At 72.8% G+C, this 24,821-nt stretch carries 19 protein-coding genes; 12 read left to right on the forward strand and 7 right to left on the reverse strand.

The genetic code is table 11. The features are described from left to right. The first annotated feature begins 4 nt into the window (after positions 1–4). From ABZ484_RS11240 to ABZ484_RS11260, 5 genes are read left to right on the forward strand one after another with little or no spacing between them, the layout of a single operon-like run. A complete protein-coding gene (locus ABZ484_RS11240) occupies positions 5–1,039 on the forward strand; it encodes an ABC transporter permease subunit (protein ID WP_358865625.1) in 1,035 nt (344 codons plus the stop codon). Beyond that, on the forward strand, positions 1,036–1,971 hold the full coding sequence (locus ABZ484_RS11245) for a carbohydrate ABC transporter permease (protein WP_358865626.1): 936 nt from the start codon (positions 1,036–1,038) through the stop codon (positions 1,969–1,971). The genes ABZ484_RS11240 and ABZ484_RS11245 overlap by 4 nt, the downstream gene beginning before the upstream one ends. Beyond that, entirely contained in the window at positions 1,955–3,943 is a 1,989-nt protein-coding gene (locus ABZ484_RS11250; protein WP_358865627.1) for a beta-galactosidase, read from the forward strand. The genes ABZ484_RS11245 and ABZ484_RS11250 overlap by 17 nt, the downstream gene beginning before the upstream one ends. Beyond that, entirely contained in the window at positions 3,940–6,195 is a 2,256-nt protein-coding gene (locus ABZ484_RS11255) for a glycoside hydrolase N-terminal domain-containing protein (protein ID WP_358865628.1), read from the forward strand. The genes ABZ484_RS11250 and ABZ484_RS11255 overlap by 4 nt, the downstream gene beginning before the upstream one ends. Positions 6,196–6,247: 52 nt before the next feature. Beyond that, positions 6,248–6,964 (forward strand): hypothetical protein, encoded by a 717-nt coding sequence (locus tag ABZ484_RS11260; protein WP_358865629.1) that lies wholly within the window; start codon positions 6,248–6,250, stop codon positions 6,962–6,964. A gap of 48 nt (positions 6,965–7,012) precedes the next feature. On the opposite strand, the gene ABZ484_RS11265 is transcribed toward ABZ484_RS11260, so the two are convergent. Continuing rightward, positions 7,013–9,103 (reverse strand): glycoside hydrolase family 31 protein, encoded by a 2,091-nt coding sequence (locus ABZ484_RS11265; RefSeq protein WP_358865630.1) that lies wholly within the window; start codon positions 9,101–9,103, stop codon positions 7,013–7,015. A gap of 210 nt (positions 9,104–9,313) precedes the next feature. Beyond that, on the reverse strand, positions 9,314–10,327 hold the full coding sequence (locus ABZ484_RS11270) for a LacI family DNA-binding transcriptional regulator (RefSeq protein WP_358865631.1): 1,014 nt from the start codon (positions 10,325–10,327) through the stop codon (positions 9,314–9,316). A 285-nt stretch (positions 10,328–10,612) separates the two neighbouring features. Between ABZ484_RS11270 and ABZ484_RS11275 the strand changes: the two genes are divergently transcribed. Next, positions 10,613–11,413 (forward strand): CDP-alcohol phosphatidyltransferase family protein, encoded by an 801-nt coding sequence (locus ABZ484_RS11275; RefSeq protein WP_358865632.1) that lies wholly within the window; start codon positions 10,613–10,615, stop codon positions 11,411–11,413. Here ABZ484_RS11275 and ABZ484_RS11280 read toward each other — a convergent pair. Then, on the reverse strand, positions 11,376–11,828 hold the full coding sequence (locus tag ABZ484_RS11280) for an adenylyltransferase/cytidyltransferase family protein (protein WP_358865633.1): 453 nt from the start codon (positions 11,826–11,828) through the stop codon (positions 11,376–11,378). The genes ABZ484_RS11275 and ABZ484_RS11280 overlap by 38 nt on opposite strands. A gap of 281 nt (positions 11,829–12,109) precedes the next feature. On the opposite strand from ABZ484_RS11280, the gene ABZ484_RS11285 reads away from it, so the two are divergent. From ABZ484_RS11285 to ABZ484_RS11295, 3 genes are read left to right on the forward strand one after another with little or no spacing between them, the layout of a single operon-like run. After that, on the forward strand, positions 12,110–13,339 hold the full coding sequence (locus ABZ484_RS11285) for a glycosyltransferase (protein WP_358865652.1): 1,230 nt from the start codon (positions 12,110–12,112) through the stop codon (positions 13,337–13,339). Then, positions 13,336–14,970 (forward strand): lipopolysaccharide biosynthesis protein, encoded by a 1,635-nt coding sequence (locus tag ABZ484_RS11290; RefSeq protein ID WP_358865634.1) that lies wholly within the window; start codon positions 13,336–13,338, stop codon positions 14,968–14,970. Before ABZ484_RS11285 ends, ABZ484_RS11290 begins: the two co-directional genes overlap by 4 nt. Next, the gene (locus ABZ484_RS11295) at positions 14,967–16,196 is read left to right on the forward strand and encodes a hypothetical protein (protein WP_358865635.1); all 1,230 of its coding nucleotides are present in this window, start codon (positions 14,967–14,969) and stop codon (positions 16,194–16,196) included. The genes ABZ484_RS11290 and ABZ484_RS11295 overlap by 4 nt, the downstream gene beginning before the upstream one ends. Here ABZ484_RS11295 and ABZ484_RS11300 read toward each other — a convergent pair. Continuing rightward, positions 16,156–17,649 (reverse strand): hypothetical protein, encoded by a 1,494-nt coding sequence (locus ABZ484_RS11300; RefSeq protein WP_358865636.1) that lies wholly within the window; start codon positions 17,647–17,649, stop codon positions 16,156–16,158. The two genes, ABZ484_RS11295 and ABZ484_RS11300, sit on opposite strands and share 41 nt — an antisense overlap. A 92-nt stretch (positions 17,650–17,741) precedes the next feature. Here ABZ484_RS11300 and ABZ484_RS11305 point away from each other — a divergent pair, with 92 nt between their 5' ends. Continuing rightward, positions 17,742–18,326, forward strand: coding sequence for a WcaF family extracellular polysaccharide biosynthesis acetyltransferase (locus ABZ484_RS11305; RefSeq protein WP_358865637.1), 585 nt, complete (start codon positions 17,742–17,744; stop codon positions 18,324–18,326). After that, a complete protein-coding gene (locus tag ABZ484_RS11310; RefSeq protein WP_358865638.1) occupies positions 18,323–19,438 on the forward strand; it encodes a glycosyltransferase in 1,116 nt (371 codons plus the stop codon). Before ABZ484_RS11305 ends, ABZ484_RS11310 begins: the two co-directional genes overlap by 4 nt. A 103-nt stretch (positions 19,439–19,541) precedes the next feature. On the opposite strand, the gene ABZ484_RS11315 is transcribed toward ABZ484_RS11310, so the two are convergent. The 3 genes from ABZ484_RS11315 to gmd all read right to left on the reverse strand — a co-directional run bounded on the left by ABZ484_RS11315 (position 19,542) and on the right by gmd (position 23,656). Continuing rightward, positions 19,542–20,222: a hypothetical protein gene (locus ABZ484_RS11315; RefSeq protein WP_358865639.1), complete on the reverse strand. Its 681-nt coding sequence runs from the start codon at positions 20,220–20,222 to the stop codon at positions 19,542–19,544. Beyond that, the gene (locus ABZ484_RS11320) at positions 20,222–22,483 is read right to left on the reverse strand and encodes a LamG domain-containing protein (RefSeq protein WP_358865640.1); all 2,262 of its coding nucleotides are present in this window, start codon (positions 22,481–22,483) and stop codon (positions 20,222–20,224) included. Before ABZ484_RS11320 ends, ABZ484_RS11315 begins: the two co-directional genes overlap by 1 nt. A gap of 159 nt (positions 22,484–22,642) precedes the next feature. Next, entirely contained in the window at positions 22,643–23,656 is a 1,014-nt protein-coding gene (gmd, locus tag ABZ484_RS11325; RefSeq protein WP_358865641.1) for a GDP-mannose 4,6-dehydratase, read from the reverse strand. A 105-nt stretch (positions 23,657–23,761) separates the two neighbouring features. Here gmd and ABZ484_RS11330 point away from each other — a divergent pair, with 105 nt between their 5' ends. Next, the gene (locus tag ABZ484_RS11330) at positions 23,762–24,784 is read left to right on the forward strand and encodes a GDP-L-fucose synthase (RefSeq protein ID WP_358865642.1); all 1,023 of its coding nucleotides are present in this window, start codon (positions 23,762–23,764) and stop codon (positions 24,782–24,784) included. Positions 24,785–24,821: the final 37 nt, after the last annotated feature.

Raw genomic sequence — 24,821 nt, forward strand, 5'->3', positions numbered from 1 at the left:
GACCGTGTCCCACAGCACGGTGCCTCGCAGCAGGGCCGAGGCCGACAGAACGGGGAAGGCACCGGCGGCGCCCGCCGCCACCAAGGGTGCCCGGGAGGGGCAGGCCCCGGGCAGGCTGAGTCTGAGAGTCAGATTCAGACGCGACCGCGTCCTGCTGCTGATGACGCTGCCGGCCGTCGTACTGCTCCTGGTCTTCAACTACCTGCCGATCCTCGGCAACGTCGTCGCATTCCAGGACTACGACCCCTACATCAGCGACAACGGCATCGTCTCGATCCTGCACAGCCCCTTCGTCGGCCTGGAGAACTTCCAGCGGATCTTCGAGGACTCGGCCTTCTGGAACGCCGTCCAGAACACGCTGGTGCTCTTCGTCCTGCAACTCGTGCTGTACTTCCCGATCCCGATCCTGCTCGCGTTGCTCATCAACAGTGTGGTCAGGCCCCGGGTGCGGGCGATCGCACAGGCGATCCTGTATCTGCCGCACTTCTTCTCCTGGGTGCTGGTCATCGCCGTCTTCCAGCAACTGTTCGGCGGCGCCGGACTGCTGTCGCAGCTGCTGCGCCAACACGGCTTCGACGGCCTGGACGTCATGACCGACCCATCGACCTTCAAGTTCCTGGTCACCGCGCAGAGCGTGTGGAAGGACGCCGGGTGGGGGATCATCGTCTTCCTCGCGGCGCTGGCCTCCGTACCGCCGGACCTGTACGAGGCCGCCGCGATGGACGGTGCCGGACGCCGGCGCCGCATCTGGCATGTCACGCTGCCCGCGCTGCGGCCGGTGATCGCCCTGCTGCTGGTGCTGAGGGTCGGTGACGCCCTCACCGTCGGATTCGAGCAGATCCTGCTGCAACGCGACGCCGTGGGACCGGGCGCGGCGGAAGTCCTCGACACCTTCGTGTGGTGGAACGGCGTGCGCAACCAGGACTTCGGCTACGCGGCCGCCGCCGGCCTGGTCAAGGGCGTCGTCAGCCTCGGACTGGTCCTCGCCGCGAACAAGGTGGCCCATCTCATGGGCGAGCAGGGGGTGTACAAGAAGTGACCGCCGTCATCGACAAGCCCGTACGCGCATCCGGCAGGTGGGCCGCCCCGCCGCGGCCGGTCTGGGAGGAGGAGCCCAGCGGGGCGGGCCTGGCGGGCAAGGGGCTCGTCCTGAGCCTTGCCTGTCTGGGCATCCTGTTCCCGCTGTGGATCGTGGTGGTCACCAGCCTGTCCTCCCGTAAGACCATCGACGAGGCCGGTGGCCTGGTGATGGTGCCCAAGGGCATCACCTTCATCGCCTACAGGGAGCTGCTCGGCGGCGGGCAGGTGACCCGGGCCGCGATCATCAGCGTGCTCGTCACCCTGGTCGGCACGCTGTTCTCGATGGCGGTGTCCGTGCTGTGCGCGTACGGCCTCTCCCGCACCGGGTCTCTCGGCCACCGCTGGATCCTGCTGACGCTGATGGCGACGATGTTCTTCAGCGCCGGGCTCATTCCGACGTACCTGCTCGTGCAGTCCCTCGGACTGACGGACAGCTACCTCGCGCTGATCCTGCCGAGCGCCATCAGTGTGTTCAACATCCTGGTGCTGCGCGGCTTCTTCATGGGGATCTCGCAGGAGCTGATCGACAGCGCACGGATCGACGGGGCCGGGGACTTCCGGATCCTGTGGCAGATCGTGATGCCGCTGTCCCGTGCGGTGCTGGCGGTGATCACGCTGTTCTACGCCGTCGGATACTGGAGTGCCTGGTTCAACGCGTCGCTCTATCTGAACGACCAGGGCATGATGCCGTTGCAGAACGTCATGATCCAACTCGTGCAGAAGCGCGAGGCGCCGGTCGGGCTGGGGCAGGCCATCAGGACCGGGCAGTTGTCGGGACTGGCCGTGCAGATGGCGGTCATGGTCATGGCGCTGCTGCCGGTGGCGGTCCTGTCCCCCTTCGTCCAGCGGCACTTCAAGAAGGGAATGCTGACCGGTGCGGTCAAGGGCTGACGTACCGTCCCTCGCCGACGCCACCCGCCGCCGCATCCTCTTCGGCGGCGACTACAACCCCGAGCAGTGGCCCGAGGAGACCTGGCCGGAGGACGTCCGGCTGATGAAGGACGCCGACGTCAACTCCGTCACCCTCGGTGTCTTCTCCTGGGCGAAGCTCGAACCACGCCCGGGAGCACGGGAGTTCGGCTGGCTGGACCGCCTCATGGACCTGATGGACGACAGCGGCATCGGCGTCGTCCTCGCCACCCCCACCTCCTCGCCCCCGCCCTGGATGGGCCGTCTGCACCCCGAGACCCTGCCGCGCGACGAGGACGGCCGCACCGAGTGGTGGGGCGGCCGTCAGCACTTCTCGCACTCCAGCGCGACCTACCGCCGCTACGCCGCCGCCATCACCGAGGACCTGGCCGCACGCTACGCCGGCCACCCCGCCCTCACCCTGTGGCACATCAACAACGAGTACTGCACCTACGACTACGGCGACGAGGCCGCCGCCGCCTTCCGCCGCTGGCTGCGCGCGAAGTACGGCACCCTCGACGCCCTCAACGCCGCCTGGGGCACCGCCTTCTGGAGCCAGGGCTACGACAGCTGGGACGGCGTCCTGCCCCCGCGCCGCGCCCACTACCTCAAGAACCCCTCCCAGGTGCTCGACTTCCGCCGCTTCACCTCCGACATGCTGCTGGAGTGCTACCTCGCCGAGCGCGACATCGTCCGCCGGCACACCCCGCACCTGCCGGTCACCACCAACTTCATGCCGCTGTGGTCCGGGCAGGACGCCTGGCGCTGGGCCGAGGAGGAGGACGTCGTCTCCGTCGACCTCTACCCCGACCCGCGCGATCCGCTCGGCGCGCAGAGCGGCGCCCTGGTCCAGGACATGACCCGCTCCCAGGCCCGCGGGCCCTGGATGCTGATGGAGCAGGCGGCCGGACCGGTCAACTGGCGCGGCGTCAACCACCCCAAGCCCCGTGGGCTGAACCGTCTGTGGTCCCTCCAGGCGGTGGCCCGCGGCGCCGACGCCGTCTGCTACTTCCAGTGGCGCCAGTCCCGGCAGGGCGCCGAGAAGTTCCACTCCGGCATGGTCGGCCACGCGGGAGAGCAGGGCCGTACCTTCCAGGAGGTCAAGGCCCTCGGCGCAGAGCTGCGGCGCATCGGCCCGCGCGTGTCCGGCACGCCCGTCACCGCCGACATCGCGATCCTCCACGACTGGCACTCCTGGTGGGCCGGCGACCAGGCCGGCCGCCCGTCCACGGAGGTGGACCTCCCGGACGTCCTGCGGGCCTGGCACCGCGCCCTGTGGGAGTCCCGGCTCACCGCCGACTTCGCCCACCCCGGGCACGACCTGTCGTCGTACACGTGCGTGCTCGTGCCCCAGCTCTACCTCCTCACCGACAGCGCGATCGACAACCTCCTGGCCTACGTCCACGGCGGCGGCACCCTCGTCTCCGGCTTCCTCACCGGGATCGCCGACGAGGACGACCGGGTGCGCCCCGGCGGCATGGACGCCCGGCTGCGCGAGCTGTTCGGCATCCGCACGCTGCACGAGTGGTGGCCGCTCGAGGCGGGGGAGACCGTGGAGTACGGCGACGGACTGCACGGAACGCTGTGGTCGGAGGAGATCGAGGCCGCCGGGACGGTGGACGAGACGGTCCCATACAAGGGCGGTGAGCTCGACGGCATGCCCGCCGTGCTGCGCCGGGGCCGCGCCTGGTACCTCTCCACGCTGCCCGAGCCGGAGGCACTGGGCGCGCTGCTCACCCGGATCGCCGCCGACGCCGGGGTCCGTCCCGTGCTGGACGGACTGCCCGCCGGGGTCGAGGCGGTACGGCGCGGAGAACTGCTGTTCCTGCTCAACCACGGGCGGGAACCGGTGACCGTGGACGTGCCGGGCACCCACCGCGACCTGCTCACGGAGGCGACCGTGACCGACCGCACCACACTGGGACGGTACGGAGCGGTGGTGCTCGCGCCATGACCGGAGGATCGGCCGCCGGACCCGTGCACGGCACCTGGGAACCCCTCCCCGCCGCCCGCTGGGAGGACGCCTACCTCAGCGGCAACGGCCACCACGGCACCCTTGCGTTCGGCGACCCGAACGGTGACCGTGTCATCGTCACCCATCACAGCCTCGTACGCCCCAACGGCGGCGAGCACGCCGGACCACCCCGCCTCGCCGGCCGACTGGCCGAAGTCCAGGACCGGTTGCTGGCCGGGGTCCTCGGCGCCGCCGAGTCCTTCACCGACGGCCGGCCGCTCCAGTGGGTGCAGCCCTTCCACCCCGCCTTCCAGATCCGTCTGCGCCGCCCGGCCGCCGCGTGGCGCTCCTACCGCCGCTCCGTCGACTTCACCACCGGCGAGACCATCGCCGAGTGCGGCGGCTGGAGCAGCAGGGTCTTCGTCTCCCGCGCCGACGACGTGGTCGTCCAGCAGGTCACCGCGCCCGGCCTCACCCTCGACATCCGTCTGGACCACCGGCTGCCCGGCGCGCCGGCCCGGCTGGGTGTGGGGCACGGCGCACTGCTCACCGCCGAGGGTGCCGTACTGAGCCTGCGCGCCCGCTACCCCGACAGCGACCGCGCCTACACCGGCGTCACCCTGATCGCGGTCACCGGCGGCACGACCGAACTCGCCCCGCCCGGGGCCCACATCACCGGCGCCGACTCGGTCCTCCTGCTCACCCGGGTCCGCCGGCACACCGGGGAACTGGACGTGGCCGCCGAGGCCCGCGCCCTGCGCGACCTGCTCACCGAGGAGCCGCACGACCCTCCCCACTCCCCGGCCGCCCCGTCCGCCGCAGGGTCGTACGACACCCTCCTCGCCCGCCACCTGTCCCTGCACCGCACCGCCTACGAGCGCGTCACCCTCGATCTGCGCGCCGGCCCCGCCGAACGCGCCCTGCCCGGCTCCGAACTCCTCACCCGCCCCCGGAGCGCGGCCCTCCTGGAACGGCTCTTCGCGGCCGGCCGCTACCACCTGCTCTCCTCCAGCGGCCTGCTCCCGCCCCGCCTCACCGGACTGTGGACGGGGGACTGGGACACCGCCTGGTCGGGGGCGTTCACCACGGACGCCAACCTCAACCTCCAGACCGCCTCCGCCGCCGCGGCCGCCCTGCCCGAGGTCACCGAGGCCCTGGCCCGGCTCGTCCACGCGCAGCTCCCCGACTGGCGCGACAACGCCCGCGCGATCTTCGGCGCCCGGGGCGTGGTCGCGCCCGCGCACACCGACGGCGAGTCCGGCCACTCCTACCACTTCAGCCGCGAGTACCCCCTGCACCTCTGGACCGCCGGCGCCGACTGGCTGCTCAAACCACTCGTCGACCACGACGACACACGCGGTGCACGCGACCCCCGCACCGCCGCCGCCCTCGCCGAGGTCGCCCGGTTCTACGAGGACTTCCTCACCCGCACCGACGAGCACGGCCGGCTCGTGATCGTCCCCAGCTACTCACCGGAGAACCGGCCCGCGAACGGCAGCTGGGGCGCCCTCAACGCCGCCATGGACCTCTCCGCCGCCCGGCACGCCCTTCTCACCGCCGCCGCGTACCACCCGGACACCCCCGAGGCCGACCGCCGGCGCGCCCTCGCCGACCGCCTCCCACCGCACCGGACCAACACCGACGGCGCCCTCGCCGAATGGGCGTGGCCCGGCCTGCACGACACCTACGACCACCGCCACCTCAGCCACCTCTACGGCGTCTGGCCCCTCGACGAGATCACCCCCCACGACACCCCCGCCCTGGCCGCCGCCGCCCACCGCGCCCTCGAACTGCGCGGCGCCGAGAACGACTCCGCGCACGGGCACCTCCACCACGCCCTGATCGCGGCCCGGCTCGGCGACGCCGACCGCGTCGCCCACGCGCTGGAGAGCGTCCTGGAGGGCGACTTCTTCCACGCCTCCCTGATGAGCGCCCACTACCCGCACCGGAACGTCTACAACGCGGACGCCGCCCACACCCTGCCCGCGGTGCTCCTCGAGATGCTCGTCCACTCCACCCCGGACCGGCTCGTCCTGCTCCCCGCGCTCCCGGCCGGCTGCCCCGAGGGCGAACTGCGGGGCGTGCGCACCCGGTTCGGCGCCGAGCTGGACCTCACCTGGGCACGCGGGAAGGCCACCGCCGTCCTGCGCCCGGCCCGCACCCACCGCATCGAACTCAGGACTCCCTCCGGGGCCCGGCCGCTCGACCTGGTCGCCGGAGAGGACCACGTCCTCGACCTGGGGACGTCGTGACACCGCAGTTCCCCCGCAAACCCCCCATACCCCCCATCCATGGAGGAACACCATGGCATCACGCACACTGAGCCGCCGCCTGTCCACGGCGCTGATCGCCCCCGCCCTGGCCCTCGGGGCCACCGTCGGCCTCGCCTCCGCTCCCGCCCAGGCCGCCGTCTGGAACTCCTGCGACCAGTGGGGCAGCACCACTCTGAACGGCTACACGCTGTACAACGACATCTGGGGCTCCGGCGCCGGCAGCCAGTGCATCTGGGCCAACTCCGGCACCAACTGGGGCGTGTGGGCCGACCACCCCAACACCGGCGGCATCAAGTCCTACCCCAACGCCAAGAAGGTGATCAACAAGTCGATCACCTCGCTCTCCTCGCTGACCAGCAGCTACAACGTCAGCGTCCCGTCCTCCGGCGCCTACGAGACGGCGTACGACATCTGGGACACCGGCTACAAGTACGAGATCATGCTCTGGGTCAACAAGACCGGACCCGTCGGCCCGCTCGGCAGCTCGCAGGGCACCGTCAGCCTCGGCGGCTCCACCTGGACCGTCTACAAGGGCAACAACGGCGCCAACGACGTCTTCTCGTTCGTGCGCGGCTCCAACTCCAGCTCCGGCACGGTGAACATCCTGCCGATCCTGAAGTGGATCAAGGACACCAAGGGCTGGTTCGGCAACGTGACCATCGGTGACGTGCAGTTCGGCTACGAGATCACCTCGTCGTCCGGCGGGCTGAACTTCACCACCAACAGCCTGAGCGTCAGCAGCAGCTGAGCAGGGGCGCGAAGGGGGCCGGTCCCGTGCGGGGCCGGCCCCTTTCGCCTACTCGGTGACCGGCAGCTGAACGCCGTCCCGCAGGAACAGCGGGATGCGGTCCAGCGGTGCGTCGACGGTGACGGTCTGGCCGCCCTCGTACGCCGCACCCGTCCACGCGTCCGTCCACCGCGCGCCCGCCGGCAGATACGCCGTACGGACCGTGGCGCCGGCCGTCAGCACCGGGGCCACCAGCAGATCGCGGCCGAGGAGGTAGGCGTCGTCCACCGTCCAGGCCGCCCGGTCCCCGGGGAACTCCAGGAACAGCGGCCGCATCACCGGCAGCCCCTCCTCGTGGGCCTCCCGCATCACCGAGAGGACGTACGGCTTGAGCCGCTCGCGCAGCCGCAGGTACGTCACCAGGATCGGGTAGGCCTCCTCGCCGTAGGACCAGACCTCGTTGGGGCCGCCCGTCATCTCCGGGCCCAGCGGCATGCCCGGGTCGCGGAAGCCGTGCAGGCGCATCAGCGGCGACAGCGCGCCGAACTGGAACCAGCGGACCAGCACCTCCCGGTAGGCCGGGTCGTCCGGGTCGCCGCCGTGGAAGCCGCCGATGTCGGTGTTCCACCACGGGATGCCGGACAGGGCGGTGTTGAGCCCGGCCGCGATCTGGCGGCGCAGGGTGGCGAAGTCGGTGCCGATGTCACCCGACCACAGGGCCGCGCCGTGGCGCTGACTGCCCGCCCACGCCGAGCGGTTCAGGGTGACGACCTCCTCGCGGCCCGAGGCCAGCAGGCCCTCGTGGAACGCGCGGGCGTTCTCCAGCGGATAGAGGTTGCCCACCTCCAGCCCCGGACCCGCCCAGTAGCGCAGGTTCTCGTGGAACCCGGGCTTCAGCTCCGGCTCGCAGGCGTCCAGCCAGAAGGACTCGATGCCGTACGCGTCCAGGTAGTTCTCCTTCACCTTCGACCACACGAACTCCCGCGCCCCGGGGTTCGTGGCGTCGTAGAAGGCGACCTGGACGGTGGAGGCGACCTCCTTGTCCGGCCAGTCGGCGTGCGCCAGGGGGCCGTACTGGGTGCCGATGAACCAGCCGCGCTGCTCCATCACGGGGTGGTTCTCGCTCAGCGGCGACACCGACGGCCAGACGCTGACCACCAGCTTGATGCCCAGTTCGTCCAGCTCGCGGACCATGGCCGCCGGGTCCGGCCACTCCTTCGGGTCGAACTTCCAGTCGCCCAGGTGGGTCCAGTGGAAGAAGTCGCAGACGATCGCGCTGATCGGCAGCCCGCGCCGCTTGTACTCGCGGGCCACGGCGAGGAGTTCGTCCTGGGTGCGGTAGCGCAGCTTGCACTGCCAGAAGCCCGCCGCCCACTCCGGCAGCATCGGGGTGCGTCCGGTCACCGCGCTGTAGCGGCGCTGGGCGTCGGCGGGGGCGCCGGCGGTGATCCAGTAGTCGATCTGCCGGGCCGAGTCGGCCACCCAGCGGGTGCCGTTCGCGGCCAGCTCGACCCGGCCGATCGCCGGGTTGTTCCACAGCAGGGTGTAGCCGCGGCTGGAGGTGAGCACCGGCACGGAGACCTCGGCGTTGCGCTGGACCAGGTCCTGCACGGTGCCCTTCTGGTCCAGCAGACCGTGCTGGTGCTGGCCGAGGCCGTACAGCTTCTCGTCGTCGTACGCGGCGAAACGCTGCTCCAGCCGGTGGTGGCCGCCTCCGACGGCGGTGTAGAGGCGGGGGCCGGGCCACCAGAAGTGCGCCCGCTCCTCGGACAGCAGTTCGCCGTCGTCCTCGGTGCGCAGGAAGCGGATCACGCCCTCGGCGTCCATGTCGACGGTGAGCGCGCCGACGGTCAGGCGCCCCCGGCCGTCCTCGATCTTGAGGATGCCGCCGGTGACCGGGGCGCCGGGCAGCAGAGCGCCGGGCAGGCCGTCGAGGACCGGGCCGCCGAGCCGGGCGCGCACCCGGACCGCGTCCGGCCCCCACGGCTCGATGCGCACCGTCTCCTGACGGCCGCTCCACTCCAGTGCACCGTCCCTCTCACGGAACGTGCCGACGGTGGGGGAGGACTGGGCGAGGCTGACCTTGTGCCGGAGCGCTGCGGGCGTCTCGGCGGGTGCCTCGGGGAGCGTTTCGGGCGGTGCTGCGGCGGGCTGATTCACGGGCGTGCTCCTGAAGGGTGCGGGCAGGGCGGTGCCCCCGGCGGAGAGAGCTCCGCGTACGGAGGGAGGATCAGGGCGCGTACGGCGTGGGGTGGGACCGGGTGGGGATGGAGGGGAGACGGCCGGCCAGGGCGGGCGGACGGGACGTGAAGGGCCTGGGACAGGGCGGGCGGATCGGGGCGCGGTCGGCGTGCGGGTGGTGCTCGTGGATCAGGGTGCGGAAGGGGCCGGTCCCGAGCTGGCCCGGACGGTGAGCTCGGGGGCGAGGAGTGTCACCTCGTCCCTGCCGCGCCCGTCGAGCTTGGCCACCAGGTGCTCGACCGCGCGGCGGCCCATCTCCTGGGCGGGGACCGCGACCGAGGTCAGCCGCACCGAGGCCTGGACGGCGACCTGCTCCGGGCAGATCGCGACCACCGACACGTCCTCGGGCACGGCCCGGCCCTGCTGGCGCAGCAGGGCGAGCAGCGGTTCCACCGCCGACTCGTTCTGCACGACGAAGCCGGTGGTGCCCGGACGCTCGTCGAAGATGCGGGCGAGGGTCGCCGCCATCGCGTCGTACCCGCCCTCGCAGGGACGGTGCAGCACCTTCAGGCCCAGCTCCCGGGCGCGGGAGCGCAGCCCGTCCAGGGTGCGTTCGGCGAAACCGGTGTGCCGCTCGTAGACGGCGGGCGCCTCGCCGATGACAGCGATGTCGCGGTGGCCCAGCATCGCCAGGTGCTCCAGGCACAGCGCACCCGTCGCACCCCAGTCCAGGTCGACGCAGGTCAGACCCGTGGTGTCGGCGGGCAGGCCGATCAGGACCGAGGGCTGGCCGGTTCCGCGCAGCAGCGGCAGCCGCTCGTCCTGGAGCTCGACGTCCATGACGATCATCGCGTCGGCCAGGCCGCTGCCGGTCACCCGGCGCACGGCGTCGGGCCCCTCCTCGCCGGTGAGCAGCAGGACGTCGTAGCCGTGGGTGCGGGCGGTGGTCGCCACCGCGATGGCGATCTCCATCATCACCGGCACGTACATGTCCGTGCGCAGTGGGATCATCAGGGCGACGATGTTCGACCTGCTGCTGGCCAGGGCGCGGGCGCCGGCGTTCGGGTGGTAGCCGAGCTCCCGGATGCTCTGCTCGACCCGCTGCCGGGTGCTCGCGGAGATGGACCGCTTGCCGCTGAGGACATAGCTCACCGTGCTCGCCGAGACTCCGGCGTGCTGGGCGACCTCGGCGAGGGTGACCATCCGGCTCTCCAAGCTTTGTGAAGCGCTTCGACGGGCGCGTGTTGCTGACAGGTGCGGTGTGAGGGTGGTTCGACAGTAGCTTCAGTGAGAGTGGGTGTCCATAGGTCGTCGAAGCGCTTCGACACCGTCCCGGACGGTGGGGCCGGTGACACGGCGGGTGACACATGGACGGTCCTCTTGGCCCATCCCCGGCGCAACTCCTCTGACCGGGACGTTCCGCATGTCATCATGGCGCTTGACCGGGGCGCCGGGGGCGGTGCCGCAGTGCGGACGCGAGGGGGGCTCGTGGGGACGACGGTGCTGGGGGAGCTGCGCGGGGCGCAGAAGTCGGCGAAGGGCGTGTCGCTGTACTCGCGGTACGTGAACCGGCCGGCGGGACGCTACCTCGCGGCGGGGGCGTACCGGGCGGGGTTCACCCCGAACCAGGTCACGCTGGTCAGCGCGGTGTTCACCCTGGCGGGCATCGCCGCCGTGGCCCTCGTACGCCCCTCCTGGCCGCTCGCCCTGGCGGTGTACGCCGCGCTGGTCGTCGGCTTCGCCTTCGACTCCGCCGACGGGCAGCTCGCCCGGCTCACCGGGAAGGGCGGACCGGCGGGGGAGTGGCTGGACCACGTGGTGGACTGCGTGAAGATGGTCGCCCTGCACACGGCGGTGCTGATCTCCTTCTACCGCTTCTTCGACCTCCCCGGCGACGGCTGGCTGCTGCTTCCGCTCGGCTTCCAGCTGGCGGCCGTGGTCACCTTCTGCGGGGGCCTGCTCACCGAGCAGCTCAAGCGCGCCGCCGCCCAGGCCGCCGCCCGCGCCATGACCCAGGGCGCGACCGGCACCGCCACCCTGGCGGCCCCGGGGACGGCCGGGAACCCGGGCGGTGGCGCGTCGGCCGCGGCCCCGCCGTCCCTGCTGCGGGCGGTCGCCCTGCTGCCGGTGGACTACGGGGTGTTCTGCCTGGTGTTCCTCACGCTGGGCGCGCCCGGGCTGTTCCGAGCGGTCTACGCCGTCCTCGCCGCGGTGCACGCCCTCTTCCTCGTGGCGTTCCTCGCCAAGTGGTTCAGGGAGCTGTCCGCGCTTCCCCGGAACCCGGCGTGACCAGCGCGTCCAGCGCCCTGGTCAGCAGGGTGCTGGAGGTGTGGACGGTGTACGGGAAGTACACGACCTCCACGCCGACGGCCGCGAAGTCGCGCTCGAGCCTCTCCCCCTTCTCGGTGCCCCGCCAGTCGTCGCCCTTGAAGATCACGTCGAAGCGGACCTGCTTCCACGTCTCCAGCTTGTCGGGCACGGTCTCCACGAACGCCGCGTCCACGTGCCGGACGCTGCGCACGATCTCCAGCCGCTCCGGCAGCGGGACCACGGGCCTGCGCCCCTTGGCGAGCTCGGCCATCTCGTCCGACACCACGCCGGCGACGAGATAGTCGCACTGGCTGCGGGCATGGCGCAGGATGTTCAGATGGCCGATGTGGAACAGGTCGTAGACGCCGGGTGCATAACCGACACGATGGACCATGCGTTCTCCCCCCACGGTGAACGTCACGAGTGCGCGTCACGAGTGACCGCCGCGGCGCCGCCGTGCGAATGTGGCGAACGCCCACCCGTCGAACCCACCCGTCAAAGACGATTGACGGTCCAACGACCTTACTGTGAAGCCGCCCTGGAGATCCGGTGAACGGTTAAGGTGGGCCAGGATCACTTTTGGGGGGAAGGGGACCAGTGTTGACCGGATTCGATTCCGGCCGGGCCGGCGAGAAGCAGGACCAGAGGGCCGCGCTCACCGGCCGCTGCCTGCTGCTGGTCTCCACCAACTACGCGCCCGAGCACACCGGCATCGGCCCCTACGCCACCCAGCTGGCCGAACACTGGGCGGCCCGCGGCGCCGACACGCACGTCCTGGCGGGCATGCCGCACTACCCCGCCTGGCGGCTCGACCCCGAGTACGCGGGCGTCTGGCGGACCACGGAGTCGCGCGGCGGCGTGACCGTGCACCGGCGCCGGCACACCGTGCCCGCCCGGCAGACCGCCCTGCGCCGGGCGCTGTTCGAGGCCTCATTGCTCGCCCACCAGCTCGCCGCCCCGCCCCGCATGCCCCGCCCGCACGCCGTCGTCGCCCAGATGCCGTCCCTGGCGGGCGCGGTGGCCGCGGCCCGTATCGCCCGCCGCCACCGGGTGCCGTTCGTGCCCGTCGTGCAGGACCTGATGGGCGCGGCGGCCGCGCAGAGCGGGATCAGCGGCGGCGACAAGGCGGCCGCCGTGGCCGCCCGCGCGGAGCGGTACGCGCTCGGCCGGGCCACCCTCGTCGGCGTCATCCACGACAGCTTCCGGCCCCGTGTGGAGGCCATGGGCGTCGACCCTTCCCGTATCCGGCTGGTGCCCAACTGGTCCCATGTCGCCCGCCCCTCGTGCCCGCGCGCCGAGACGCGGGCACGGCTCGGCTGGCCCGAGGACCGCCAGGTCGTCCTGCACTCGGGGAACATGGGGCTGAAGCAGGGCCTGGAGGTGCTCGTGGAGGCGGCCCGGCTCGATCCGGGCGTCGACGTCGTCCTGATGGGTGACGGCAACCAGCGCGCCGCCCTCCAGGAGCGCGCCCGCGACCTGCCGAACCTGCGCTTCCTCGCGCCCGCCGCCGAGGCGGACTTCCCCGACGTCCTCGCCGCCGCGGACGTTCTCGCGGTCACCCAGCGGGCCTCCGTGCTCGACATGAGCGTGCCGTCCAAGCTCACCTCCTACTTCGCCGCCGGACGGCCCGTGATCGCCTCGGTGGCGGCCGAGGGCGGCACCGCCGACGAGGTGCGCCGCTCGGGCGCCGGGGTGCTCGTCCCGCCGGAGGACCCGGCGGCCCTGCTGAAGACCCTGAAGGACCTGGCGGCCGACCCGGAGGCCGCCGACCGGCTGGGGGCCCGCGGCCCCGCGTACGTGGACGAGCGGCTCAGCCGCGCGGCCGGACTCGGCCGCCTGGACGACCTGCTCGCCGAGGCACTGGAACAGGGCACCACCGCCCACGAAGGAGCGGCACACGCATGAACGAAGAGGCACGGGGGCAGCAGGACGAACCGGAACTCCTGCGCGACCAGGTGCAGCAGGTCCTGCGGCACCGCGTCCTGGTGGGCTCGGGCCTGCTCGCCGGCCTGCTCGCCGGCTCCTGGTTCGCCTTCGGCTCGGCGCCGACGTACGAGTCCTCCAGCGAGGTGCTCGTCCGCGCGGCCACCGTCAACCCGTACGTGTCGAACGGGGTCTCCGCCGACAAGCAGATCAACATCGGCAGCGAACGCCAGACCGCCGCGGGCAACACGGTGGCCGCCCGCGCCGCGCAGAAGCTCGGCCGCGGCGCCTCCGAGGTGGGCGCACTTCAGAGCCACCTTCAGGTCACCAACCCGCCCAACACGCTGGTGCTGAAGTTCTCCTACGTCGCCGGCACGCCCAAGGCCGCCGCCGAGGGCGCCAACGCGTTCGCCCAGGCCTACCTCGACTACCGCGAGACGCAGACCGCCGGCACCGTCGCCAAGATGGTCCAGGGCTACAAGGCCCAGCTCGACCCGCTCGCCAAGCAGCGCGACGACCTGATCAAGGAGATCAACCGGCTCCAGGGCGACACCGAGAAGAGCACCGTGCTGGCCGCGCAGGCCAACCTGCTCGGCCAGATCACCCAGCTCACCAACAACATCACCGAGCTGAAGTCCCTGGACACCACGGCGGGCTACGTCACGGTGACCGCCGAGCCGCCGAAGAAGGCCGAGGGCCTCGGCACCCCGCTGCTGATCGCGCTCGGCGGCGTGCTCGGCCTGGCGGTCGGCCTGCTCGGCGCCTGGCTGCGGATGATCTTCGACCCGTCCGCCCGCTCGGCCGAGACCGTGGCCCGCGCCCTGCGCGCCCCCGTCCTCGGCGTCCTGCCCAAGGCCCCCGACGGGCCGCTGCTCGCCGACGACGACGCCCTCGCCGAGCAGTACCGCTCGGTGGCGTTCCGCCTCGCCTACGACCGCCATTTCGCCGACCGCCGCAGGCTGCTCGTCGTCGAGCCGAACGGCGAGGGCACCACCGCCGGGGCCGTCGCCGTCAACCTCACCGCCTGCTTCGCCGAGACCGGCATGTCCGCGCTGCTCGTCGAGGCCGACCTGCGCCGCCCGAACCTCGCCGGCCGGCTGCCCGAGGCGTCCCGCGGACGCGCCACGTGGGCCACCGGCCGATCGGGGGACGGCACTCCGTGGCCCGCCGGCCGGATCGTCACCGTCGACGCGGGCGAGTCCGGCACCTTCGACCTCGTCCCCGGCACCCGCGTGCCGCACGTGGCCCGCACCCTCACCTCCCCGGCCACCACCCGCCTCCTGGACCAGGCGGACGCCCCGGGCAGCACGGTCGTGGTCCTCGCCCCGCCCGTCCTGTCCTACGCCGACGCCCTCGCGCTCGTCGACCGCGTGGACGGAGTGGTCGTGGTCTGCGACCCGCGCACCACCGCCCGCACCGCGCTGGAGCGCATCCGCGAACTCATCGACGGGGCCGGCGGCCAGGTCCTCGGCGCCGTCCTGCACCCCGGCGCGCACCGCCGGCGGGGGAAGAAACGCCGCCGGGCCCCGAAGGCCGCCACCGTCCCGGCGCCCTCGACCCCGCTGCACGACGAGACCGTCCCCCTCAACACCCTGTCCTCGGGCAGCCGGTGAGAGCCCGCACCGCCGTCGTCTGCTCCGTCCTGGACCAGGCGGTCAGCGCGCTCACCAACATCGCCGTCCTGGTCCTGGTCGCCCGGCACAGCGAGGCCGCCACCTTCGCCGTGTTCGCCACCGCCTACGTCGTCTTCAGCGTGCTGCTGGGCGCGTTCGGGGCCTACGTCGGCCAGGAACTGGTGCTGCACCGGGGCGAGCCGGAGACCCTCGGCCGCGCCTGCCGCGGCGCCGCCGCGTTCACCGCGACCGCCTCCGCCGTGCTGGGCGCGCTGCTCGCGGGCGGCGCCGCGCTGGCCTCCTCGGACGCGGCCGTGTACGGGGCGCTCGGCCTGGTCCTGCCGATCACCCTCACCCAGGACACCCTGCGGTACTGCTTCTCCGTGCTGCGCACCCCCCACCTGGCGCTGCTCACCGACCTGGTGCGGCTCGGCGCCGCACTGCCTCTGCTGGCCGTGCAGCCGGACGGCGCCTCCGCCGCCCGGACGACGCTGGTGTGGGGGCTGTCCGCGCTGCCCGCCTTGCTGCTCGCCCTGGCCCTGCTGCGCCCGCACGTCCGCGGCGCGCGCACCGACCTGCGGCGCTATGTCGCCCGCGGCCACCTGGGCCGCCGCTTCCTGGTGGAGTTCGGTGTCGGCAACGCCACCAGCCAGCTCGCCGTCCTCGCCCTCGGCCTGTTCGCGACCCCGCTCGCGGTGGGCGCGCTGCGCGGCGCGACCACCCTGTTCGGCCCGCTGAACGTGGCCTTCAACGCGGCCACCGGCTTCGGCCCGCCCCTGCTCACCCGGCATCCCGCGCCGCGGCGCGCGGCGCTGGCCGCGGGCTGCGCGCTCGCCGCGGTCGCGGCCGGCTGGGCGGCCGTCCTGTACGCGCTGCCCACCCGCTACGGCCGTCAGCTCCTCGGCGACACCTGGGAGTCGGCGGCCAGGGTGCTGCCGGCGACCGGCGCCCAGTACGCGGCCATGGCGTTCGGCGTGTGCGGGCTGCTCGCGCTGCGCGTGCTCGCGCCGCGCACCACGCTGCCGGTGCAACTGATGTTCTCGCCGGTCTCGGCCGGGCTGCTGCTCGCCGGGTACGCCTGGGCGGGCGTCGCCGGCGCGGCCTGGGGGCTGTGCCTCGGCTCGGTGCTCAAGGGCACGGCGGCCTGGTGGAAGGCCGCCCGCCGGCCCGAGAGCAAGGCGGCCGTCAGCGCAGCTGCCGCCACCGCTCCGGGCGCAGTGTCGTGATCAGCGCCAGGCACATCACCCCGATCGCGATCCGCCCGGAGGCCTGGAGCAGCGGCCCCCGCAGCAGGATGAACGAGTAGCCGGCGACGAGCGGGACGGCCAGGGTGAGGATGCTCGCCGGGCCGGCCCGCACCACCTTGTGCGCGTAGCGCCGGTCCACCCGGGCCGCCACCCAGCCGATCAGCCCGAACCCGGCGACCATCCCCACCGAGCCGAAGTCCAGCCACAGTTCGGTCCACAGCGGGGAGGAGCGGTTGGTGTTGGCCGCCGCCATCCACTCGCTCACCATCACCCCGGTGTCCTTGGGCTTGGACGTCCACACCGAGCGCGGCACGAAGAACAGCACCGAACCGGTCAGCTGGCGGCCGTAGGTGTGGCCGTTGCCCGCGTCGACGTAGGTGATGGTGTTGGCGAACATCGCCATCTGGTCGTAGTCCTTCTCCACCAGCGGGTCCAGGACCGAGGAGTTCTGCCGGGCGGCGGGCGTGTTCGCGCTGTCGTAGCGGAACTTGTCCGCGAAGGGGAAGATCAGCACGGCCGCGGCGACGCCCAGCGTCAGCGCCGTGCGGTACATGGTGGGGCTCTGCGGGAACACCGTGAACAGCAGCGCGAGCAGCACGGTCAGGAACCAGTAACGCGGGTTGGAGATCGGGTTGTTGACGACCAGGTTCACGGCCGCCAGCGCGGCCAGCGTCAGCCACGGCAGCGGGCGCCTGCGCGCCCTGGGCGAGGTGATCAGCCAGCGGGTCACCACCATCAGCGCCAGCAGCGCCGGGACCGTGCCGAAGCCGCGCAGCATCGCCGTACCGGCCTGCGAGCCGCCGTCGCCCAGCCCGCTGTCGTCGATCGACTGGGTGATCTCCATCCGGCTGGAGAAGAACACGCCGAGCCCGCCGAGCTTGAGCACGAACAGCGCGCTGCCCGCGAACGCCAGCCCCACCAGCAGCGCCAGGCGCCGCCGGGCGACCATCGCGGGCCGGAACACGGTACGAGCCGTCGGCCGCACCCCGGGCCGCACCAGCAGCGCACCGGCGTCGAAGGCCGCGCACGCCGCCAGCACCAGCCCGACCGCCAGCGCCAGGTCGCTGCGGGAGCCCGCCACCGGCACCGGGTAGGTGCCCATGACGGCCTGCGCGAGCGGCGCGATGCCCATCGCCATGTAGACGAACAGCCAGAACGTGCCCTGGAGCAGCTTGCGGTGCCGGCCCAGGATCATCGTGGACAGCCGCGCGCCCGCGTACACCGTGAGGACCAGTTGCAGCCAGTACGCCTGGTCGCGCAGCCCCGCGCCCTGGCGCAGCGTGACGAACGCGGGCAGCAGCACGGTCAGGCCCAGCACCAGCGGCAGCGCCAGCACCCGTCGCAGGGCGCCGGGCAGCACCCGCGCGCCGGCGGGCGCCTCGACCGCGCGCGGCGCACGAGCCGCACGCGTCGTGTGAATTCCCGCCGCCATGAACCCCCCTGTCGCTTTTCGTTCACAGAGTCTACGGATTTGTGTGCGAGTGACGGTGGAAATCCCTAGGGTGGCTCACAGAGGGGGAACACGTGCGCGATCTACGAACGTTCACACTGTCCGGATACGACAAGGGGCGCGGGATCGTCACGCAGGCGCTCTGGTTCTGCGTGATGAACACGCTCTTCATGGCGTGGTTCTGCCCGGCCCGGCTGCGTGTGGCGCTGCTGCGGGCCTTCGGCGCGAGGATCGGCGAAGGGGTGCTGATCCGGCACCGGGTCCGGGTGCTGTGGCCGTGGAAGCTGACCGTCGGCGACCACACGTGGATCGGCGAGGGCGCCTGGCTGCTGAACCTGGAGCCGGTCACCATCGGCTCCCATGTGTGCGTCTCCCAGGAGGCGCTGCTGTGCACCGGCAGCCACGACCACCGCACCACCGACTTCCGCTACCGCAACGCGCCGATCCGGGTGGAGGACGGCGCCTGGATCGCCGCACGGGCCACCGTGCTGGCCGGGGTGACCGTCGGGCGGCACGCGGTGGTCTCCGCGGGCACGGTCCTCGCCCGGGACCTGCCGGAGCTGACCCTGCACACGGCCGGCGGCACCCGCGCGCTCGAGGAACCCGCACCGCACCCGGCCGCGAAGGCGATGAAGGCCGTGAAGGAGCGCACCCGGTGAGAGCCCTGCACGCCGTCACCCTGCACACCCCCACCCAGTCCTTCGGCGGCCCCGTCCGGGTCGCCGTGAACCTCACCACCGGGCTCGCCGCCCGCGGCGTCGACAGCAGGATCGTCGCCCTCGGCTCCGGCTTCGACGGGCCGCTGCCCACCGACGTCGACGGCCGCCCCGCCCGCCTCTACCCGGCCCGCCGGGTGCTGCCCGGCGCCGGCTTCAGCGGGATCACCTCGCCCGCGCTGCTGGCCGGTGCGCGCCGTCTGGTGCGCGACGCCGACGTGGTCCACGTCCACCTCGCCCGCGACCTGGTGACCCTGCCCCTCGCGCTGGCCGCGCTCAGTGCCGGGCGCCCGCTGGTGGTGCAGACCCACGGCATGGTCGACCCCAGCGACAAGGCGCTCGCCAAGCTGCTCGACCTGCTCGCCGTGCGCCGGGTGCTGCGCCGTGCCTCGGCCGTGCTGCACCTGACCTCCTACGAACGCAAGGCGCTGGACGCCGTCCTCGGCGGCCCGGACCCCGGCAACGGCGTACGGCTGGTCAACGGCGTCCCCGCGCAGGACCGCCGCCCGCGCCCGCCCGGACCGCCCCGGCTGCTCTACCTGGCCCGCATGCAGGCCCGCAAGCGCCCCGCCGACTTCGTCGCCGCCGCCCCCGAGGTGCTGCGCCGCCACCCCGACGCCCGCTTCGTGCTCGCCGGGGCCGACGAGGGCGAGCTGGGCACGGCGCTGAAACGGGCCGAGGAACTGGGCGTGGCCGCCTCCGTCGACTACCTGGGCACCCTGGCTCCGGGCGCCGTCCTGGACGAGCTGCGCCGCGCCCATGTGCACGTACTGCCGTCGGTGGACGAGCCGTTCCCGATGTCGGTGCTGGAGGCGCTGTCGGTGGGGGTGCCGTCGGTGGTGACCCCGACCAACGGGCTCGCCGACGACCTCGCCCGCACCGGCGCGGGCCGCGTCTGCCCGGACCCGCGGCACCTGGCCGGGCAGATCCTGGACCTGCTGGACGCCGACACCGGCGAGCGGGCGTCGAAGGCCGCCTGGGAACTGTCCCGCACGTCCTTCTCCCTGGACGCGGTCGCCGACCGGCTCCACACCCTGTACCAGTCCCTGCGCTGAGCCGCCGCCGGGCCGTGGAGCCGGAAGGGCCGTGGAGCCGGAAGGGCCATGGAGCCGGAAGGGCCGCGGGGCCGCGCTCCGGCGGCCCCACGGCCCGGTGGCGTCAGGTACGGGCCCAGGCGTAGCACCCGGTGGACGTGAACGTCTTCGTGCCCTTCCGCACGGTGACCGTGTGCTGCCGGCCCGAGGCGCCGTCCAGCGACCAGGAGCAGTCCTTCGACTTGGTCAGCGCACGGTAGGTGCCGGGCGCCGGAGCGGCGTGCGTGCCGTCCGCGTAGCCGCCCTTCGTCGCCGCGAGCAGCGGCTTGAGATCGGGGCACAGGCCATTGACGGCGGCGTCGGCCCCCTTGATGTCACCCGCGATGACCGCGCCCACGGCCGCGTCCCGGTCGATCTTCGCGGTGTACGCGAGCCGGTCGCAGACGTCCTGCCCGGCCTGGAGGATCGCCGCCGGGTCCATGCCCTTGGGCACCCGGCCCGACAGGTACTTCTTCTCCTTCTTGGTGAACGACCCGGTGGCCGGGGTGAGTTCCGCGTCGGGAACGGTGTCGCGCGGACCCTGGGCGGTGCCGCCCGCCGTCCTGCCGCTGCCCGCCGAGGGCGTGCCGGAGGCCGGCGCGGCGGAGGGGTCGTCCCCGGCCGGTGCGGGGGCGGCCGGGGCGGCCGGGCGCGGCGTCGCGCTCCCGCCTGCCCCGGTGTGGCGCCCGTCCTTGCCCGAGCTGCCGCAGCCGGCCAGCAGCAGCGGCGCCAGCAGGGCGAGCGCGACCAGCGAGACCCTCTTCATCAGCCGCCCGCCCCCGCCGTGTAGTGCGCCAGGACCTGGCTCGCCGTCAGCGCCTTGCCGTAGACGGCCACCTCGTCGAGCTGCCCGGTGTAGAACCGGCTCGTCGGCTTGTTCGGCCAGGAGTCCAGGTTGTCCCCGCCGACGCGCCAGTAGCCGGTGAACGACTGGTTGCCGGTGACCAGGGGGTTGGAGGCGCGCAGGCTTCCGTCGACGTACAGCTTCATGCCGTTGGAGCCCTCGGTGGCGACCAAGTGATGCCACTTTCCGTCGTTGTAGGAGTGGACGGTGGTGATCGTCCGCGTCGTGTCCGCGCGCACGCCGAAGACCAGCCGCCCGCTGTCGGTCATGTAGACGTGCTTGTCGTACTGGCTGGACACCAGCTGCACCTTGTTGCCGAAGCCGATCAGCTTGCCGCCGGTGGTGCTGGTGGTCTTGAACCACAGCTCCAGCGAGAAGGCCGACGGCGCGCTGTGCGGCTGGTCCGTGTACGTCCACTCGCTCTGCGAGCCGGTGTACGCGATCGACCGGTCCGAGCCCGCCGCCCCGCCCACGACGGCCTGCGCCGGCGCGTTCCAGTGCACCCCGCTGTCGTCGCCGCTGGAGCTGTCGGCCGCGTACGCGCCGGAGGCCTCGTTGAAACGCCAGTACAGCGAGGCGCCGTCACCGCGCACCGTCGCCGCGTACGCGTCGGCCGCCGAGGCCACCCGCACCGACTGGTCGGCCGACTTGGCGGAGGTGTTGGGGCCGTCCGAGGCGGTGATCCGGTACGAGTGCGTCTCGCCCGGTGCCACGTCCGTGTCCGTCCAGGTCAGCTGGGGCCGGGACCAGGGCAGCGAGCTCGCGGTCACCTGGTGCACCGGGGTGGTGCCGTTGTCCTTGTAGACGCTGTAGGTCAGGCTGCTGTCGTCGGTGTCGTAGCTGGAGCGCCAGTGCACGGCGACCTTGCCCGGCTCGGTGCTCTCCACCTGCACCTGCGGCACGGTCGGCGCGCCGGTGTCCGGGCCGGAGGAGAACCGGGTCAGCGACTGCTGGGCGGTGCCGTTGACGGTGGTGAACTCGCCGCCCACCCACAGGTAGTCCGTGCCGCCCTTGGGCGCGAGGGCGAACACCCGCGGGCCGATGCCCTCGCCGATGCCGTCGTTGGTGTCCGGCGCCCAGCCCACGAAGTGCGGGTCGTTGATGCCCTCCGCCAGCAGATGGCGCCGCTGGCCGTCCGGGAACCCGCCCATCGAGGAGCAGTCGTGGGCGTGCGAGGCGCTGTAGACCAGGCCCTTGTACAGCTGGAGCGCCTGGGTGGCGCCGTAGCACGTGTCGCGCCAGCGCTGATCGAAGGTGGTGGGGTCGAAGGCCGTCCGCCCGTCGAACCCGCTGGTGCCCTCGTTGGCGGTGTAGACGCCCGTCGCGTCGGCGGTGATGTCCTTGACGACGGAGGTGTCCGAGAAGAAGCCGCGCGGGTAGGTGTGGGTCACCGCGCCGGTGGTGGCGTCGGTGACGGCCAGGGCGTGCGAGTCGCTGCCGTTGACGGTGAAGAAGTCGCCGCCGATCGCGACGTGGCCGCCGTCCGCGGTCACCTCCACGGCCCGTCCGGGCGCGTCCGCGTTCGCGGTCCAGGAGGTCAGCTTCCCGGAGGTGTCCACGGCGGCGAACCGCTGCCGGGCGGTGCCGTTGACGCTGGTGAAGTCGCCGCCGAAGTAGACCGTGCCGTCGGTCACGGCCAGGGCGCGCACGGTGGCCGGGACGGTCGGGCGGAAGTCGGTGCGGGGTGTGCAGGTGGCGATGTCGATGGCGGCCAGACTGCTCGCGCCGACCCCGTTGACCGCGCCGAAGTACCCGCCCACGTACAGGGTCTTGCCGTCCGGCGACACCGCGAGCGCGCGTACGGTCGCGGTGCCGCTGCCCACCGTGAACGACAACCGGCAGTCGGTGGGCGCGCCGGTCGCCGCGTCGAACGCCGCGAAGTTCACCGCGGAGCGTTCGCCGCTGCCCCCCACGGCGGTTCCCGCGGGCCGGATCGCCGAGAAGGTGCCGCCGGCGAACACCACGCCGTCGGCCTGGGCGAGGGCCCACACCACGCCGTTGGCCTGCCATGTCGGCAGCTTGTCGGCGGTCAGGGCGACCGGCGGGGTGAGCGCCCCGGCCTCGCCCGTGGCGAGCGGCAGGCAGAGCAGGGGAGTGGCACAGGCCAGGCCGAGCGCGGTGAGCGTCTTGCGGCGTCCTGGCCGGCGCCCCGGCCGTCCGGGGCGTGTGGAACTGCCGTGCATGGTTTCTCCTAGCGGTGCGAGCGGGTGTACCTGTGCTGTGGGCGGCGTCCTCGCGGGGTGGGGAGCCGGGACGGGTACGAAGGGCCGGGCGGCCCGGGGGAGGGGGGGACCGGGCCGCCCGGCGGTGGGAGAGGGCTCAAGGGGTGGCGTGCCGGCGGTTCACCGGTCCACGCGTACGGCGGTGCCGGCCAGTTCGGCCTCCAGCCGGGCCACATCGGCGTCCACCATGATCCGGGCGAGCTCCCGCACCTTCACCGAGGGCTTCCAGCCGAGCAGTTCCTCGGCCTTGGAGGCGTCCCCGATGAGGGCGTCGACCTCGCTGGGGCGCTCGTACTTGGGGTCGTAGCGGACGAACTCGGTCCAGTCCAGGCCGGCGTGCGAGAACGCGACCTCCAGGAACTGCCGTACGGTCGCGGCCTCGCCCGTGGCCACCACGTAGTCGTCGGGCACGTCCCGCTGGAGCATCCGCCACATCGCCTCGACGTACTCGGGCGCGTACCCCCAGTCGCGCACCGCGTCCAGGTTGCCGAGGTAGAGGCGGTCCTGGAGGCCCGCCTTGATCCGGGCGACCGCACGTGTGATCTTCCGGGTCACGAAGGTCTCGCCCCGGCGCGGCGACTCGTGGTTGAAGAGGATGCCGTTGACCGCGAACATGTCGTACGCCTCGCGGTAGTTGACCGTCGCCCAGTAGCCGAAGACCTTGGCGCAGCCGTAGGGGCTGCGGGGGTGGAACGGGGTCTTCTCGTTCTGCGGGGGCGGGGTCGCGCCGAACATCTCCGAGGACGACGCCTGGTACAGCCGGGTCTCCACGCCGCTGGCCCGCACCGCCTCCAGGAGCCGGACGGTGCTCAGCCCGGTCACGTCGCCCGTGTAGAGCGGCGCGTCGAAGGAGACCCGCACATGGGACTGGGCACCCAGGTTGTACACCTCGTCGGGCCTGAGGTCCCGCAGCAGGTTCACCAGCGCCACCCCGTCCGACAGATCGGCGTGGTGCAGCACGAACGTCCGCTCCGGCCGGTCCGGGCCCTGGTAGATGTGGTCGATCCGCTCGGTGTTGAACGTCGACGACCGGCGGATCAGGCCGTGCACGGTGTAGCCCTTGGCCAGCAGCAGCTCCGCCAGGTAGGAGCCGTCCTGCCCGGTCACCCCGGTGATGAGTGCCGACTTGCCCATTCAAAACCCCCTCCGACGCGACCAACCGGTCACGTTTTCATGTGAATTGCACTGATCTGTCGAGGAATGCCCCCCGCGGCCGTCCGGCGCTGGCACAATCCGCGCATGACAGCCGACGCTTCGCACCAGCCCACGGCGCCCTCGCCGGCGCACTCGCCCTCGCCCGCGGCCCCGGGCGCGTCCTCGCCCTCGCTGCTCCCGCGCGGGGCCCGCGTGTTCGTCGCGGGCCACCGGGGCCTGGTCGGGTCCGCGGTGGTCCGGCGGCTGACGGCCGACGGACACGAGGTGCTCACCCGCTCCCGGGACCAGCTCGACCTGCGCGACGCCGCGCGGACCGAGGCCTTCCTGCGCGACGCCCGCCCGGACGCCGTCGTGCTGGCCGCCGCCAAGGTCGGCGGGATCATGGCCAACAGCACCTACCCGGTGCAGTTCCTGGAGGACAACCTGCGGATCCAGCTGAGCGTCATCGCCGGCGCGCACACCGCCCGCGTCCCGCGGCTGTTGTTCCTCGGCTCGTCCTGCATCTACCCCAAGCACGCCGAGCAGCCCATCCGGGAGGAGTCGCTGCTCACCGGCCCGCTGGAGCCGACCAACGAGGCCTACGCCATCGCCAAGATCGCCGGCATCACGCAGGTGCAGTCCTACCGCCGCCAGTACGGCGCCGCGTACATCAGCGCCATGCCGACCAACCTCTACGGCCCGGGCGACAACTTCGACCTGGCCACCTCGCACGTGCTGCCCGCGCTCGTCCGCCGCTTCCACGAGGCCCGCGTCAGCGGCGCGCCGGAGGTCGTGCTGTGGGGCACCGGCACCCCGCGCCGGGAGTTCCTGCACGTCGACGACGTGGCGGCGGCATGCGCCCTGCTCCTGGAGCGCTACGACGGCGACGGCCCGGTCAACATCGGCTGCGGCGAGGACCTGCCGATCAGTGAACTCGCCGAAGTGGTGCGCGAGGTGACGGGGTATGAGGGGTCCGTCGTCTGGGACACGAGCAAGCCCGACGGGACCCCGCGCAAGCTCCTGGACGTCTCCCGGCTCACCGCGCTCGGCTTCAAGCCCGCCGTGGCCCTGCGGGACGGGATCGCGGCGACGTACGAGTGGTGGCTGACCCAGCAGCGAACCGGCTGAGCGGTCCCTCGGCTCCGGCGCCCGGCGCACGGCCGGG

Source organism: Streptomyces sp. NPDC006393 (assembly GCF_040628575.1).
Classification (GTDB): Bacteria; Actinomycetota; Actinomycetes; order Streptomycetales; family Streptomycetaceae; genus Streptomyces.

Bases quoted from the DNA above. Each gene is read 5' to 3' on its own strand.
- gmd (WP_358865641.1), bottom strand. From the start codon at position 23,656: ATGGGCAAGTCGGCACTCATCACCGGGGTGACCGGGCAGGACGGCTCC.
- ABZ484_RS11330 (WP_358865642.1), top strand. From the start codon at position 23,762: ATGACAGCCGACGCTTCGCACCAGCCCACGGCGCCCTCGCCGGCGCAC.
- ABZ484_RS11315 (WP_358865639.1), bottom strand. From the start codon at position 20,222: ATGAAGAGGGTCTCGCTGGTCGCGCTCGCCCTGCTGGCGCCGCTGCTG.
- ABZ484_RS11280 (WP_358865633.1), bottom strand. From the start codon at position 11,828: ATGGTCCATCGTGTCGGTTATGCACCCGGCGTCTACGACCTGTTCCAC.
- ABZ484_RS11320 (WP_358865640.1), bottom strand. From the start codon at position 22,483: ATGCACGGCAGTTCCACACGCCCCGGACGGCCGGGGCGCCGGCCAGGA.
- ABZ484_RS11260 (WP_358865629.1), top strand. From the start codon at position 6,248: ATGGCATCACGCACACTGAGCCGCCGCCTGTCCACGGCGCTGATCGCC.
- ABZ484_RS11300 (WP_358865636.1), bottom strand. From the start codon at position 17,649: ATGGCGGCGGGAATTCACACGACGCGTGCGGCTCGTGCGCCGCGCGCG.
- ABZ484_RS11290 (WP_358865634.1), top strand. From the start codon at position 13,336: ATGAACGAAGAGGCACGGGGGCAGCAGGACGAACCGGAACTCCTGCGC.
- ABZ484_RS11255 (WP_358865628.1), top strand. From the start codon at position 3,940: ATGACCGGAGGATCGGCCGCCGGACCCGTGCACGGCACCTGGGAACCC.
- ABZ484_RS11270 (WP_358865631.1), bottom strand. From the start codon at position 10,327: ATGGTCACCCTCGCCGAGGTCGCCCAGCACGCCGGAGTCTCGGCGAGC.